This is a genomic window from Actinocorallia libanotica (genome assembly GCF_039525175.1).
GTDB lineage: Bacteria > Actinomycetota > Actinomycetes > Streptosporangiales > Streptosporangiaceae > Actinocorallia > Actinocorallia libanotica.
In genome coordinates this window covers 35,721-49,979 of record NZ_BAAAHH010000006.1, presented here as the reverse complement: position 1 = coordinate 49,979, position 14,259 = coordinate 35,721, and the positions used below count along the sequence as shown (strand labels likewise).

Sequence of the window (14,259 nt, the reverse complement as noted above, 5' to 3'; positions counted from 1 at the left end):
CGTGGCCGGTACAACCCCGGAAAAGGAGTCGACCGGGACGGCGTGCGAAGGCAGCATGGATGCTTCGGCGGCTGCGGGGAGAGCTGATGGCGGAGGCCGGATCCATGCGGAAGACGGCGATGCTGCTGGCGTTGCACCGGTACCTGGCGGAGATGCGGCGGCAGTGGAAGACGGCGTCGCCCGCGCTGATGTTCCCGGCCCTGGGCAACGTCTGCCTGTCCTATCTGGCCCCGCTGTTCGTGGGGATGCTCGTCGGGCGGCTGGCCGAGGGCGGGGACGCCTCGACGGGCGAGCTGCTGCCGTACGTGCTCGGCTTCGGCGGGATGCTGCTCGCCGGGGAGGCGCTGTGGCGGATCGGGTTCCACTTCCTCAACCGGACCGTGGCGCGGGGCGTCGAGCGGCTCGGGACGCAGGGGATGGACGAGCTGCTGGCCAAGGACGCGGCGTTCTTCCAGAACTCCTTCGCCGGGTCGCTGACCAAGCGGGTCCTGGGGTTCTCCGGAGGGTTCGAGTCCTTCGCCGACGCCCTCACCTTCTCGATCATGGCCCGGGTGATCCCGGTGGTGTTCGCCTCGGTGGTGCTGTGGTTCTACGACCCGGTGCTGGTCCTGGCGCTCGTGGGCCTCATCGCGGTCACCGGGCTGATGGCCGCGCCGTTCATCCGGCGGCGGCAGGCGCTGGTCAACGCCCGCGAGGCGGCGAAGGTGCGGGTGTCGGGGCACGTCGCCGACGTCCTGACCAACATGGAGTCCGTGCGGGCGTTCGCGGCCGAGGACCGGGAGGCCGCCGAGTACCGGGAGAGGCTGGCCGAGCAGCGCCGGCTGTCGCTGCTCTCGTGGGACTACGGGAACCTGCGGGTCGACGCCGTCGTCGCCCCGATGTCGGTGCTCACCAGCACGGTGGGGCTGCTGCTGGCGATGGCGCTGCGCGGAGGGCTCGGTCCCGAGGCCATCGTGGTGACGTTCGCGTACTACTCGAGCGCGACGCGGATCATGTTCGAGTTCAACCAGATCTACCGGCGGCTGGAGAGCACGCTGACCGAGGCCGCCCAGTTCACCGAGCTGCTGATGGAGCCGCCCGCCATCGTCGACCCGGTCTCCCCCCTGCCGCTGCGGCCGGCCGGCGCGGCGGTCCGCTTCGAACGCGTCCGCTTCGCGCACGGCGGCGCGTCCACCCTGTTCGACGGGCTCGACCTGGAGATCGCCGACGGGTCGAAGATCGGGCTCGTGGGCCGTTCGGGCGGCGGCAAGAGCACCCTGACCAGGCTGCTGCTGCGCCTCATGGACGTCGACGGCGGCCGGATCCTCATCGGCGGCCAGGACATCGCGCGCCTGCGCCAGAGCGACCTGCGCAGCCTCATCTCCTACGTCCCGCAGGAACCCGCGATGTTCCACCGGTCGGTCCGCGACAACATCGCCTTCGCCCGGCCGGGCGCCACCGACGCCGAGGTCCTGAGCGCCGCGCGGGCGGCGCACGTCACCGAGTTCACCGAGGAGCTGCCCGCCGGCTGGGACACGCTGGTCGGCGAACGCGGCGTCAAACTCTCCGGAGGCCAGCGGCAGCGTGTCGCCCTCGCCCGCGCCATCCTGCGGGACGCCCCCGTCCTCCTGCTCGACGAGGCGACGAGCGCCCTGGACTCCGAAAGCGAGATCCTCGTCCAGGAGGCCCTGTGGCACCTGATGCGGGACCGGACCGCCCTGGTCGTCGCCCACCGCCTGAGCACCGTGGTCCGCATGGACCGCCTGGTCGTCCTCGACCGCGGCCGCGTCATCGAACAGGGCTCCCACCGCGAGCTCCTCGAAGCCCAGGGCTCCTACGCCCGCCTCTGGCACCACCAGTCCGGCGGCTTCCTCACCGAGGACCCCGGCTCCGTGGCACCGACCGGGAGGTGAATTGGTGTTCGCGGGGGGAAGGCGCGACGATGGCGGGATGGAGAAGCTGTTCGTCAAGGTGTGCGGGCTGCGGCTGGAGCAGGACGTGGACACCGCGGTCGAGGCCGGGGCGGATGCCATCGGGTTCGTCTTCGCCGAGAGTCCTCGCCGCGTCGACGCCGACACGGCCGCGAGGCTCGCGCGGCGGGTGCCGGAGGACGTGCTCACCGTGGGGGTGTTCCGCAACCAGGCGGTGGACGAGGTGCGGCGGCTGGCCGGCCTCGCCGGGGTTCGCGGGATCCAGCTGCACGGGGACGAAGGGGCGGAGGACTACGCGGCGCTTCGGCGTGAGGGGGTGACGCTGATCCGTGCGACCTCTTGCCGGGAGTCCTCGCCCCGCTACGGGGAGTTCGGGGAGGACCTGCTCCTGCTCGACGCGCCCGTCCCCGGTTCCGGTGCCACCTGGGACTGGACGGTGAAGGACTTCGCCGGGGCCGGTGACCGCTGGATCCTCGCCGGCGGCCTGTCTCCGCAGAACGTCGGGGAGGCCGTACGGTCCGCGCGGCCCTGGGGGGTCGATGTCTCCAGCGGTGTCGAGAGCAGCCGCGGGGTCAAGGATCCCGCTCTGATCACCGCTTTCGTCGAGGCGGCGCGCTCGGCGCGTTGAGCCGGTGACGGCTTCTCCCTCCGGGCGGTCGGCTTCGCCGGGGCCTTCACCTGCGAGGGACGCGCGGATCGCCATCGCGGGCCCGCCCGAACGGATCGCCGGGGCCTCTTCGCGGGTCCGGTTCCGCTGCCCCGCGCGGTGCTCTTTCGGCGGGAGCGGCGCGGTGTTCGGAAGAGGGCGGGCGCTGCCCTCCTTGCGCCACGGCCGCCGGGCGCTTCGGCGGAGCCTGGGGACGGCGGGCGCGTGCCGGGTCCTGGCGTTCCCGGGGCGGAGCGGCCTGCCCTGGTGAGCGCTCCCCCGCTGCCGACCGTGGCGGGGGGCCGGCCGGCCGGGGAACGCGGGCGGTGCGGGGATCCGAACCGGGAAGAGGGTCGGAGTTCTGCCGGTGCCGCCCCACGCGGTCCTGGTCGGGGGCACGGCCGTTCCGATCCGGAGCACGGTCGGTCCGGACCGGGGCACGGCCGCCCACGCCCGGGGCGCGGTCGTTCTGGCCTGGGACGCGGTCGGTCCGGACCGGGGTGCGGTCGTTCTGGCCTGGGGTGCGGTCGGTCGTGCGCTCGGGCGGCCGCGGGGTGCCCTGCGGCCTTGGCGGGCGGGTGTCGCGGCGGATCTCCTCGCGGCTGCGGGGTGCGCGGCGCTCCTGCGGTGCGGACCGCTGCTGCTCCGCGGTCCGCGGCCGTCCAGGGCCGGGCCGGCGTTCCCGCGCGTCGGCGGTTCTGTTCTCGTGCTGCCGGGCGACGGTCTTTCCGCCCGCCACAAGGCGGTCTGTTCCGGTGCCGCCGGGGAGTGGCCGGGGTGCCGTCTTCGGGACGGCGGGCGTTTCGGCGGGAGGCGGGGCGAGTGCGGGGCGGAGCGGTGGGCGGACGGGGGTGGCGGGTTCGTCCGGGAGGAAGGGAAGGTCGAAGCTGCCGGCTCTGTGCCGACCTTGGCGGGCGCGCTGGAACATGGCCCGGTGCCTGCCCCGGGGGCGCGGCTGCAGAGGGTGGAGGAGCGCCGGCCGGAAGAGGGCGAACAGGACGGGGAAGGGGGAGATGACGATCGCTCCGAGACCGAACCACTGGAGGGCGTTCATGGGGCGGCCATGCCGTGGAGCACCCCGGGCCTCACCTCGTTCGCCGCTGCGGCTTTCACCACGGCGCCCCTGCCGGACCAGTGGTCCTGAAAACCCAGCAAATTTCGCATGTTTCACCCGGGATGTGTTCCCAGCCCTCATTCGAGTTCTACGAATTTTCGATGCGCCGACGCAGCGGCCTGAATCCATCGAAACAAGGAGATGCGGGCGGTCTGTCGCCGCCCGCATGCCCGTGGCGGGGTGACGGCCGTGCTCCGTCCGCCACCGACCCGAAAACGGTGCGCAAGGACCGCTCCGTCGGCGGGGTGGCCCCCACCCGCGACGACGGAGTGCCCGCCGGTCCCTTCGAACGCCCCGAGGCGGCCGCCGCCGCCCGCCGGAACGGTGTCAGGCCGCCCGCGGGAACCGCAGCGGGAGGGAATCCCGCCTCGGCCGGACCACGGCCGCCCGCCTCCGCCGGGTGATCATCGCCTTGTTCTTCATTCGCGCTCCAGAAAGGAAATGCCACGGCCTCCGACACCCGTCACCCTAGGCAGCGAAAGAGCAGAGCAAAACGGCCTTAAGTCAGCTTTAAGATTCGCATCACCGAGGCCTAATGGAGGCTTGGAAATGATCATCTCCCTTTCCTCGCCGGCACCCGTTCCCTCCTGGAGGATGGGACGGAGCCGAGGAGGCGTTCGATGACCGGTGAGGGCGTTCGGAAGGCGCGGAGTGCGGAACCCGCTGCTCCGGGGAGCGCGGTGTGGCTGAGGGAGGGATTGCTGGAACTCGCCTCCGCGCTGTATCCGGGGCTCCGTTCGGTGGTGGTGCGCGAGTGGAGCGATGCGGTGCGGCTTCGCGGACCTGAGCCGGTCGGTGAACGTTCTCTGGTGCTGGTGGCCGTCGGCGGGGGCGATCGGCCCGTGTTCCTCGCCATGGACGAGGTGGTGGACGCCTTCGCGGCGGACGGGTGGACGGTGTCCCGGTGGGAGGACGGTTCCGGGGAGGAACGGGTCGCGGCCGGGCGGGAGGACTTCGAGGTCAGGGTCCACGCGGGGCGTGGGCCGGGACTTGTGACGTTCACCGGCTGGACGCCGGTCGTGTTCACCGGGCGGTCGTTGAGGCAGCCGCGGTTCACGCTCAGCACGGTCGGCGGCGGGGTGTTGTGCGCCGACTGCCACGGTTGGGGCGCGTGCCTGGACTGCGAGGGCACCGGGCGGAGCAGGAGGGCGGGCGGCTGGGGGCGGTGCTGGTGCATCGCGGGCAATGCCGGGCCGGGCAGTTGTGTCGAGTGCGGCGGAAAAGGATGCGTCACCGCGGAAGGAACGTCCCAGCGGGACGAGCGGCACGGGGTCTCCGACGTCGACGGCTCCGGCGGTGCCGACGCCTTCCACCGGCCGCCGATCGAGGAAGGTCACGGCTCCCACCTCGACGCGTTCCTCGACGTCGCCCATCGGTCGTGTGCGTGCGGGGAGTTCCGCTGCCTTTGGCGTAACGCCCTCGTCGAAGCCGGCGACCACCTGGTCTCGCGGTTCTTCGGGACCTGCCAAGGCTGTGCCGCGCGGCGCGCCTACGCGTTCGCGCTCCCCTTCCAGCGGCTTCCCGGCCCTCCCGACCCTCCCGGGCCTCCGGAGCCGCCACCGTGCCCGCACTGCGCCGGGGTTCCGGTCCCGCTGGTCGGCGGGCTGCATTTGCCCGGCTCGGCGATGATGCGCGCCCTGGAGGCGGGGTCGGTCGCGGCCTGCGACAGCGGCTGCCAGGTGAGCCCGGACGACCCGAACTGGCGGTGCCCGTCCTGCGGCCACGCGTGGCGGGACGCCGACGCGCGACGGCGGGACAGGATCCTTCGCGCGATTCTCGCCGACGTCCCCACCTCCTGAACACAGGGCCCCGACATGCCGAGCCGCACGTTCCGCGGGCCCCCGGCTCGGCGATGAGCCCCCGGAACGTCCCGGTGGCGCGTGGGACCGGGCGGCGGGGTGTTCCGGGGTCAGCCGAGTTCGGGGAGGTTCTGGGCCAGGGGGACGAACTCGGTCACCGAGAGGAAGCCGTCGTGGTCGGTGTCGTACTCGGCGAAGAGGGCGCGGACGATGCCCGAGAGGTCGTTCAGCTCGGTCGTGGGGAACATGCCGGCGATCGCCGCGGTCACCTCGTCGGCGGTGAGCCGGCCGTCGCCGTCGACGTCGTACCGGGCGAACACCGCTGTGTACTGATCGGACATGTCTGCCTTTCGTGGGAGCGATTTCGGTCCCTGATCGTAGCCACCTCCGGGGTCACGCCCCTTCGCGGTCCGGCGGGGAGGCGAGGACGCTGCGAAGGAAGGCGGCGGTGGCCTCGGTCGCTGCGGTGACGTGGGGTTCGACGTCGTAGAGGTCGATGTGCTCCTCGGTGTCGAGCCAGCGGATCTCCTTGGGGCCCGGCGAGCGGTCGTACAGGGCTCGGGCCAGGTCGGGCGAGCAGTACGCGTCGGTGCGGCCGTGGACGACCAGGAGCGGGGTGTCGCCGAGAAGGTCGGCGGCGCTCAGCGCGTCGAAGGTCATCAGGGAGTGGAGGGAGCCGCGGGTGACCCGGTTCTCCCAGTGGAGGGAGGCCGAACGGGAGGTGCCGTAGTAGGCGTAGGGCTCATCGCCGCCCATCGCGGCCTCTCCCCCGTCGGGTGCCACGGCGGGAAGGAACTCGTCGTAGTCGTCGAGGAAGCCGGCGAGGGCTGCCCGGTAGTTCGTCACTCCCATCGACTCGATGAGGTGAGCGGGGCTGTTATAGGCACCCGCGATGCCCGCCACGGCCTTGACGCGCGGATCGGAGGCGGCGGCGCGGACGGCGTAACCACCACCCAGGCAGATGCCCACCACGGAGATCCCGGCCATGTCGGAGCGGCCTGCGAGAACGGATACGGCGTCGCGAAGGTCTTCCAGCTTGCCCTGGGTGTCCTCGTGGCCGCGCCGTCCGCCGCTCTCGCCGAAGCCCCGGTGGTCGAAGGCGAGCGTCGCGAACCCCTCGGCCGTCAGGCGCTCGGCGTACGCCCCGGCCACCTGTTCCTTCACGCCGGTGAACGGACCGGTGAGGACGACCCCAGGCCATGGCCCCGGACTCGAAGGAAGGCGCAGAAGGCCCGTGAGCCCGACGGTCCCAAAGACGATGCGTTCCGTGTCAGCGCGGTCTTTAAGCTCTGTCATGAACGGGACGCTAAGCGCCCCGTCCCCCACGTGAAAGAAGGCACTTTCAAGTGCCCTTCCTACCGGGAGGCCCCATGTCGCTGGTGATACCGGATGTTCTCGAAGAGGCGTGCTCCACCCGGCAGGCCCTGGAGCGGCTGGGCTCCAAATGGCGGATCCTGCTCGTCTACGCGCTCTTGGCGGGACCACAGCGCCATTCGGAGCTGCGCCGACGCATCCCCGGCATCACCCAGAAGATGCTGACGGAGACATTGCGCGGCATGGAGGCCGACGGCATGGTGCGGCGCGACGTCCTCAAGGAAAGCGCGCCGCAACACGTCGAATACTCACTGACCCCTCTCGGCAGGACACTCCAAGAGCCTTTGGCCGCAATCTGCACATGGGCGTCAACCGCCCTGCCCGAGCGCGGCGCCTGACCCCGAGAGAACAGGTCAAGGGAGGTCGGGGAGGGCGGAGCAGTTGGAGTGGGCGGGCTTGCCGTTCAGGCGGGCGGTGAGCCAGGAGACGGCGGCGGTCTGGTCGGTGAGGAGGGGGGCGAAGTGGTTGGTGAGGAGCTTGTCGCCGAGGTTGGGGAGTTCGACGGGCTGGTAGGTGACCTTCGCGCCCTTGGCGCACCAGTTCACGGCCAGGCGGCGGGCCTGGGCGTGCGGCACGATGTCGTCCAGGACGCCGGTGGTGAGGCGGACGGGGCCGGACGGCCTGAGGCTGCCGAGGCGCTCCCTGGCGAGGACCTTCTTCACGGCGGGATGGGCGGCGATGACGGCCGAGAGCGACTTTCCGCCGGTGGTCCACTGCTCGCTGCGGGCGAAGGCGTAGCCGAAGATGGCGTCGCCCACGCACATGGTGGACAGGTCGGCGAGGGCGGCGCGGCCCTTGGCGTTGATGTTGGCGTCGAGGACGGGCTTGATGGCGGGGTTGTTGCGCACGAGGCCGTTGATGGACCAGCCCAGGGCCCCGGCGAGGGCGCTGCCGTCGATGCCCTTGATGACCTGAGCGAGGTCGGCGGGCGGGGCGCCCGCGTAGGTGCCGGCGAGGCGGATCTCGGGCGCGTAGTCGCGCTGGAGCTCGGCGGCGGACGCGGTGGCGCCGCCGCCCTGGCTGTAGCCGTACAGGCCGACGCGGGACCCGGCGGTGAGTGAGGTGCCGGGCAACCGGAAGGCGGCGCGGACGGCGTCGAGCAGCGCGTGGCCCTGGTCGAAGCGCTCGGCGTAGGTGTGGACGCGGTCGGTGGTGCCCAGCCCGACGTAGTCGGTGACCACGACGGCGACGCCCTGGTCGAGGAGGCGGTAGACCGCCAGGTCCTCGTAGCCGACGGAGACGGTCTCGGCCTGGAGGGTCAGCGGGTTCTCCAGGGCGAGGGAGGGCGCGCACTGGTCGCCCTGCCCCATCGTGCCCGCGCCCATCGCGACCAGCGGGCGCGGTCCGCGGCCCCGCCAGGGGCGGGTCGGCTCCAGGTAGGCGCCGGTGACGGCGACCGGCCGGCCGGTCGCGTCGGTGGACCGGTACATCAACCGCGTGGCCCTGCCGGGCAGCGGGCCGTCGACGGTGGAGAGGGTGAGCGCGAGCGGCAGGGGCTCGGTCCGGACCAGCGCGCCGTTCTGGCGGGGCAGGCGCGCCGGCGGATCGTAGAAGGCGGGGATCCGCACCCCGCGGGACACCTCGCGCTTCGGCGCGGCGGACGCGTCCGGCACCGCCGTCAGGGCCAGGGCCGCCACCGCGGCCAGCCCGGTGGCGGCCGCCGCCCCGCCGCGGAACATCGAACCTGTCCGGAAAGCCTTCACCGGGCGCCCCCTCCACATTTTCCTTAGCCGATCGGCTAGTCGATCGGAGGGTAATGCGGAGATCACCCGGTAGGTAACCCGCCAGTAGGTTACGGACCGGTAACTTTCGCTCGACCGCTGGTGGGACCGGTCGCGGCCGGTGTCAGCCGCCCGCCGGCGGGGGGCGGCCGAAGCGGGCGCGGAGGTCGGCGTCGATGGCGGAGTAGTCGCGGTCCTTCGTCTCGGGGACGAACCTGGCGGAGAACAGCAGGGCGAGACCCGAGACGACGGCGAAGATCCAGAAGGTCTGGCCCTCGCCGATCGCGTGCACCACCGAGAGGAACGCCAGGGAGACGATGAAGTTCGACACCCAGTTCACCGCCGTGGAGGCGCCCGAGCCGACCGCGCCGGCCTGCGGCGGGAAGACCTCGCCGATCATCGTCCAGAACACCGGCCCCGCCCCGACCGCGTACCCGGCGATGTACAGCACCATGAAGACCAGCGTCACCACCGGATGCCAGTCGGAGACGATGGAGAGCCCGAGCAGGGCCATGGTGACCGCCATCGCCGCGTAGGAGAAGACCAGCAGCGCGCGGCGCCCGGCGCGGTCGATCAGCCGGAGGGCGACGACGGTCGCCGCCAGGTTGATGACGCCGATGGCGATCGAGTAGAAGATCGCGTTGGAGGCGGTCAGCCCGGTCCGCTCGATGATCGTCGGCGCGTAGTAGATGATCGTGTTGATGCCGCCGAACTGCTGGGCGGCGGCGAGCACGAGACCGACGGCGAGCGAGGGCCTGACCGCCTCGTTCAGCAGGACGCGCCACCCCGTGCGCAGCTCGCGGTCCTGCGGGGCCTCCTCCCGGCTCTCCTCCTCGCGCAGCTCCACGACGCGCTCGACCGTCTCCCCGCCGCCGGGCCGACCGTGCGTCCCGCCGCGCCCGCCGCGGGTGGCCAGCCACGTCGGGGACTCCGGCAGGATCCACAGCGACGAGACCACCATCAGCAGCGCGGGCACCGCGCCGGCGCCGATCATCGCCCGCCAGTTCCCCGAGCCGGCGAAGACCAGGTTGATCACGTAGGCGACGAGGATGCCCACGGTGATCATGAGCTGGTTGAGGGCGAGCACCCGGCCCCGGAACTCCTTCAGGGAGATCTCCGACAGGTAGGGCGGCACCGTCGCCGAGGCCGCGCCCACGGCCAGGCCGAGCACCGCCCGCGCCGCCACGAGCATCCAGTACTCGGTGGACAGGACGGCGATCAGCGTCCCGATCAGGAACACCACGCCTTCCAGCCCGATGAGCCTCCGGCGGCCGATCCGGTCGGCCAGCCGGCCGGCCGCCAGCGCGCCGACCATCGCCCCCAGGACCAGGACGCTGACCACGCTGCCCTGCTCGAACGCCGACAGGTGGAAGTCGGTCTTGATGAACAGCAGCGCCCCGGAGATGACCCCGGTGTCGAATCCGAACAGGAAGCCGCCGACCGCGATCAGGACGGCCCAGAACCAGATCCTGCGCTTCCCCGCCGCCCGGATCTCCGGCGGACCCGCCGCGTCGGGAACATCCGGCATGTCATGTCCTCCCCCGCAGGCCCTCGGCGGACGGCACGGCCCGGGAGGCCGGCGGCCCACGGGAGGTCAACTACCCTCCGCGACCGTGCGAAAACGAACGGAGATGTGCCCCGCTCAGGCGACGGCCGGAATCGTGGCGCCCGGGACGGCGCCGGAACGCGCCGGGCCGGGAGTCCGGCCCTCCCGCACCGCATCCGGTCACGGGAACCGCGGCGGTGGGCACCGCGGGTTTCCGTCGGCCGCCCCTCCCCGCCAGAAACTAGAACAAATTATAGAAAAGTCCGTTGCCGCAGGCTAGGGTGTGCGAACGAGATCGGATCTCGAACCGTGGAGGAGAGTCCGTTGACCTTGCGCGTCATCCAGTGGGCGACAGGCGGTGTCGGCAGGGCCGCCATCGAGATGATCCTCAAGCACCCGGACCTCGAACTGGTCGGCTGCTGGGTCCACTCCGAGGACAAGCACGGCCGGGACGTGGGCGAGATCATCGGGACCGGCCCGATCGGCGTCGTCGCCACCGGCAGCGTCGAGGAGATCCTGGCGCTGGAGGCCGACGCCGTCATCTACGCGCCGGCGTTCTCGCGCACCCGGGAGATCGCCGCCCTGCTGCGGTCGGGCAAGAACGTCATCACGCCGCTGAACTGGTTCTACCCGACGCCCGAGGACGCGGCGCGGGTGCGGGACGCCTGCCTGGAGGGCGGCACGACGCTCCACGGGACGGGCGTGGACCCCGGCGGCGCCACCGACCTGCACCCCCTGACGTTCGCCGCGCTGTCGTCGGCGGTGACGTTCGTGCGCGGCGAGGAGTTCAGCGACCTGCGCGACTACAACACCCCCGAGGTGCTGCGCGACGTCATGGGGTTCGGGCACACCCCCGAGCACGTGCGGGAGAGCCCGATCCTGGAGCGGATCGGCCACGGCTACACCCAGTCGGTGCGGATGTGCCTGGACGCGCTCGGGTTCGCCGACGCCGAGATCCGGCCGTCCCTGGAGCTGGCCATGGCGACCGCGCCGATCGCGTGCCCCTTCGGGACGATCGAGCCGGGCCAGGTCGCCGGCGAGCGCTTCCACTGGGACGCCGTGGTCGACGGCCGGGTCGTCGTGCGGGTCGGCGCCGTGTGGCTCATGGGCGAGGAGAACCTCGATCCCGCCTGGACGCTCGGCCCGGGCGGCCAGCGCTTCGAGGTGGAGGTCCAGGGCGACCCGCCCGCGTTCGTGACCATCCACGGCTGGCACGCCAAGACCATCGAGGAGGGCCTCGCGCGCAACCCCGGCGTCGTGGTGGCCTCGGCGCACTGCGTCAACTCCGTCCCGTACGTGTGCGCCGCCGAGCCCGGCGTCAAGACCTACCTCGACCTGCCCCTCATCACCGGCAGGGCCCACCCCGACCTGGCCCGCAAGCCCTCCTGACTCCCGCACCGCCTCCGGCCCGCCCGGACCGGAGGCGCGCGGTGCCGGAGGCGCGCGGTCAGGGGACCTCCGAACGCAGAGGCGGACCGGCGGAGCCCGCCGGGTACTCCTCCAGGGGGACGAGGTCTCTGGACCAGGCCGAGAGGATGGGGGTCACGACCCGCCATGCCTCCTCGGCCTCGTCGGCGCGGATGGAGAGGGCGGCTTCCCCGCTCAGGGCGTCCAGGAGGAGGAGGCTGTAGGCGGGGAGGGTGGGCGGCTGCAGCGGGGCCGTCAGGTCCAGGGGCGCCAGGGACTGCGGGCGGGTGCCGTGGCCGGTCAGCTCCAGGGTCACGCCCTCGGGTTCGAGGCCGAAGCGCAGGACGTTGGGGACCGCCCGCTCGCCGTCGCCGAAGGGCAGGTGGGGGACGTGCCTGAAGCGCACCGCGATCTCCTTGCGGTCGTCCTCGATCGCCTTGCCGGTGCGCAGGCGAAAGACGGTGCCGGCCCAGCGCCAGGTCTCCAGCCGCAGCTCCACCTCGGTGAACGTCTCGGTGCCGCGGCCGGGGTCCACGCCCTCCTCCTCGGTGTAGGCGGGGATCTCGCGGTCGCCGATGCGGCCGGCCAGGTAGCGGGCGCGGCGGGTGTGGCGCACGACGTCCTCGTCGGTGAGGGGGTGGATCGAGCGCAGCACGTCGACCTTGCGGTCGCGGAAGTCGCGCTCGCCGAGGCTGAGCGGCGGCTCCATGGCCACCAGGCACAGCACCTGGAGCAGGTGGTTCTGCACCATGTCCTTGAGCGCGCCGGTGCCGTCGTAGTAGCCGGCCCGCCCCTCCAGCGCCAGCGTCTCGTTCCAGACGATCTCCACCTCGGCGATCTGCGCGCTGTTCCAGATGGGCTCCAGGACGCGGTTGGCCAGCCGGACGCCGAGCACGTTCTGGACGGTCGTCATGGCCAGGAAGTGGTCGACGCGGAACACCGCGTCCTCGGGCACGACGGAGGCCAGCAGCCGGTTCAGCTCCACCGCGCTGCGCAGGTCCTCGCCGAACGGCTTCTCCAGGATGATCCGGCTCCCCTCGGGCAGGCCCGCCCGGTGCAGCGCCCTGACCACGTCGGGGAAGATCCCCGGCGGGAGGGCGAGGTAGACGGCGACGGGCTCGTCCCCGGAGATGACCGAGGCCACGTCGGCGGCGTCGGTGGCGTCGGCCCTGCGGTAGCCGGCGGACTCCGCGACCGCCTTCCGGGCCGCGGCGGGCGAGGCGGCGCCGTGCCGGTCGAGCTGCTCGGCCGCCCATCGCCGGAACTGCTCGCCCGTCCAGTCCTTCCGGCCGCTGCACGTCAGCTGGAACCGGTCGCCGAGCCGGCCCTCCGCGCGCAGGGCGGCCAGCGCCGGCAGCAGGTAGCGCGCGTTGAGGTCACCGGTGGCACCGAAGACGACGAGCCTGTTGATCATTTCGTTCCCCCGTTCCCGCTCGCGCGAGGTCGACTCCGCCGGAGATGACGCCGATGCGGCTGCAGGCCTGGGGGAGGTCGCCCGTGAACGCGCCCGTCGGAACAGACGTTCTCCGCGTCGGAGGGCTCAAACACGACGAATAATGCCAACTATCAGCAAACAACCTTCTTATTGCTCTTACATGCCGCAGTAGAGCTATCAGCAGCAGACCTACCCTTTCCCTGACATCCCATAACACCGCTCCAGAACGCGGCGGCGCCGAAGGACGGAAAAGGAGATGACGGCGGCCCGGAGCGGTCGGCAGCATGGGCACGGACCGCGGGAGTCCCGCCGGCAGAGCGCCCGAGGAGCGAAGGCACATGAGATTCCGGCAGTTCCCCAAGCTTCCCGAAGCCGCGCCGCCGGACTCCCCCGCCGGGGAGTGGATCGCCTTCGAGAAGGTGCACGGGGCCCAGCTCGTCCTCGGCCGGGGTGCCGACGGCACCGTGCGGTTCGGGAAACGCAAGGCGTGGCTCGCGGACGGGGAGCCGTTCTTCGGGTGGCAGGTGCTCAGAAGACGGCTGACCGACGCGATGCACGAGATCGCGTCGCTGGTCCCCGGAGCCGAGAAGCGCGATCTGGTCGTCTACTCCGAGCTTCACGGCGGCGGCTACCCCCATCCCGCCGTTCCGGCGCTCGCCTCCGCCGACCCGGTGCAGACGGGGATCTGGTACGGGCCCGAGCTGCGGGTGGCCGCGTTCGCGATCCTCCTCGCCGCACCCGGAGAGGGCGACGGGGAGCTGCTGGCGCCGTCCGAGATGGAGCTCGCGGTCGACGGCCGCCCCGGGATCGGCGCCGTGCCGGCCGTCGCCCGCGGGGAGGCCCACCGGCGGGTGGCGGAGCTGCCGGTCCTCCGGCCGCCCGCCGCTCCGGGGCGGGACGGGCTCCCGGTGATCGAGGGGAACGTCGCGGAGGGCCTCGTGCTGTGGCCGGACCGGCGGTCCTCACTCGGCGGCCTGCGCGCCTGGAAACGGAAGATCCCCCAGATGCGCGACGAGACGTTCGACCGGTCCGTCCCCTTCGACCCCCGCCGCCCCGTCCCCCCGGCGGAGCTCGGCGAACTCGCCGCCCGGATGGTCGGCGGCGTCCGGCTGGCCGGCGCCCGCTCCAAGACCGGCGACGACCCCGCCCTCGTCCTCGACGAGCTCGTCCTCGACGTCCTCACCGACCTGGAGACCGCCCTCCCCGCCGGAATCGCCGCCCTGTCCCCCGCGGACCTCGACCTCCTCACCGAACGCATCAGACGGGCGGCCGGGAGGTACGGAGACCGCCCTTCCGGTTGAGCGCGC

At 72.3% G+C, this 14,259-nt stretch carries 11 protein-coding genes; 6 read left to right on the top strand and 5 right to left on the bottom strand.

The features are described from left to right. Nucleotides 1–86: 86 nt before the first annotated feature. From ABD140_RS10260 to ABD140_RS10250, 3 genes are all read left to right on the top strand, one after another. Complete coding sequence (locus tag ABD140_RS10260; protein ID WP_344239256.1) at nt 87–1,892, top strand: ABC transporter ATP-binding protein; 1,806 nt, start codon at nt 87–89, stop codon at nt 1,890–1,892. A 37-nt stretch (nt 1,893–1,929) separates the two neighbouring features. After that, nucleotides 1,930–2,538 carry a phosphoribosylanthranilate isomerase gene (locus ABD140_RS10255; RefSeq protein WP_344239254.1) on the top strand — a complete coding sequence of 203 codons (609 nt, stop codon included), beginning with the start codon at nt 1,930–1,932 and terminating at the stop codon, nt 2,536–2,538. Between the two features lie 1,812 nt (nt 2,539–4,350). After that, entirely contained in the window at nt 4,351–5,469 is a 1,119-nt protein-coding gene (locus ABD140_RS10250) for a hypothetical protein (protein WP_344239252.1), read from the top strand. A gap of 110 nt (nt 5,470–5,579) precedes the next feature. Here ABD140_RS10250 and ABD140_RS10245 read toward each other — a convergent pair whose 3' ends face one another. Beyond that, the gene (locus ABD140_RS10245) at nt 5,580–5,810 is read right to left on the bottom strand and encodes an EF-hand domain-containing protein (RefSeq protein ID WP_344239250.1); all 231 of its coding nucleotides are present in this window, start codon (nt 5,808–5,810) and stop codon (nt 5,580–5,582) included. A gap of 52 nt (nt 5,811–5,862) precedes the next feature. Further along, nucleotides 5,863–6,765 (bottom strand): alpha/beta hydrolase, encoded by a 903-nt coding sequence (locus ABD140_RS10240; RefSeq protein WP_344239248.1) that lies wholly within the window; start codon nt 6,763–6,765, stop codon nt 5,863–5,865. A gap of 74 nt (nt 6,766–6,839) precedes the next feature. Here ABD140_RS10240 and ABD140_RS10235 point away from each other — a divergent pair, with 74 nt between their 5' ends. Continuing rightward, nucleotides 6,840–7,181, top strand: coding sequence for a winged helix-turn-helix transcriptional regulator (locus ABD140_RS10235; protein ID WP_344239246.1), 342 nt, complete (start codon nt 6,840–6,842; stop codon nt 7,179–7,181). Between the two features lie 15 nt (nt 7,182–7,196). Here ABD140_RS10235 and ABD140_RS10230 read toward each other — a convergent pair whose 3' ends face one another. Both ABD140_RS10230 and ABD140_RS10225 read right to left on the bottom strand, forming a co-directional pair. Beyond that, nucleotides 7,197–8,546 carry a lipase family protein gene (locus ABD140_RS10230; protein ID WP_344239244.1) on the bottom strand — a complete coding sequence of 450 codons (1,350 nt, stop codon included), beginning with the start codon at nt 8,544–8,546 and terminating at the stop codon, nt 7,197–7,199. Between the two features lie 142 nt (nt 8,547–8,688). Next, entirely contained in the window at nt 8,689–10,092 is a 1,404-nt protein-coding gene (locus tag ABD140_RS10225) for a sugar porter family MFS transporter (protein WP_344239242.1), read from the bottom strand. A 342-nt stretch (nt 10,093–10,434) separates the two neighbouring features. On the opposite strand from ABD140_RS10225, the gene ABD140_RS10220 reads away from it, so the two are divergent. Continuing rightward, a complete protein-coding gene (locus ABD140_RS10220; RefSeq protein ID WP_344239240.1) occupies nt 10,435–11,499 on the top strand; it encodes an NAD(P)H-dependent amine dehydrogenase family protein in 1,065 nt (354 codons plus the stop codon). A 58-nt stretch (nt 11,500–11,557) separates the two neighbouring features. Here the strand turns inward: ABD140_RS10220 and ABD140_RS10215 are convergent, their stop codons facing one another. Continuing rightward, nucleotides 11,558–12,931 (bottom strand): glucose-6-phosphate dehydrogenase, encoded by a 1,374-nt coding sequence (locus ABD140_RS10215; RefSeq protein WP_344239238.1) that lies wholly within the window; start codon nt 12,929–12,931, stop codon nt 11,558–11,560. Nucleotides 12,932–13,290: 359 nt separating this feature from the next. On the opposite strand from ABD140_RS10215, the gene ABD140_RS10210 reads away from it, so the two are divergent. Continuing rightward, nucleotides 13,291–14,253: an RNA ligase family protein gene (locus tag ABD140_RS10210; protein ID WP_344239236.1), complete on the top strand. Its 963-nt coding sequence runs from the start codon at nt 13,291–13,293 to the stop codon at nt 14,251–14,253. The last annotated feature ends 6 nt before the right edge of the window (nt 14,254–14,259 follow it).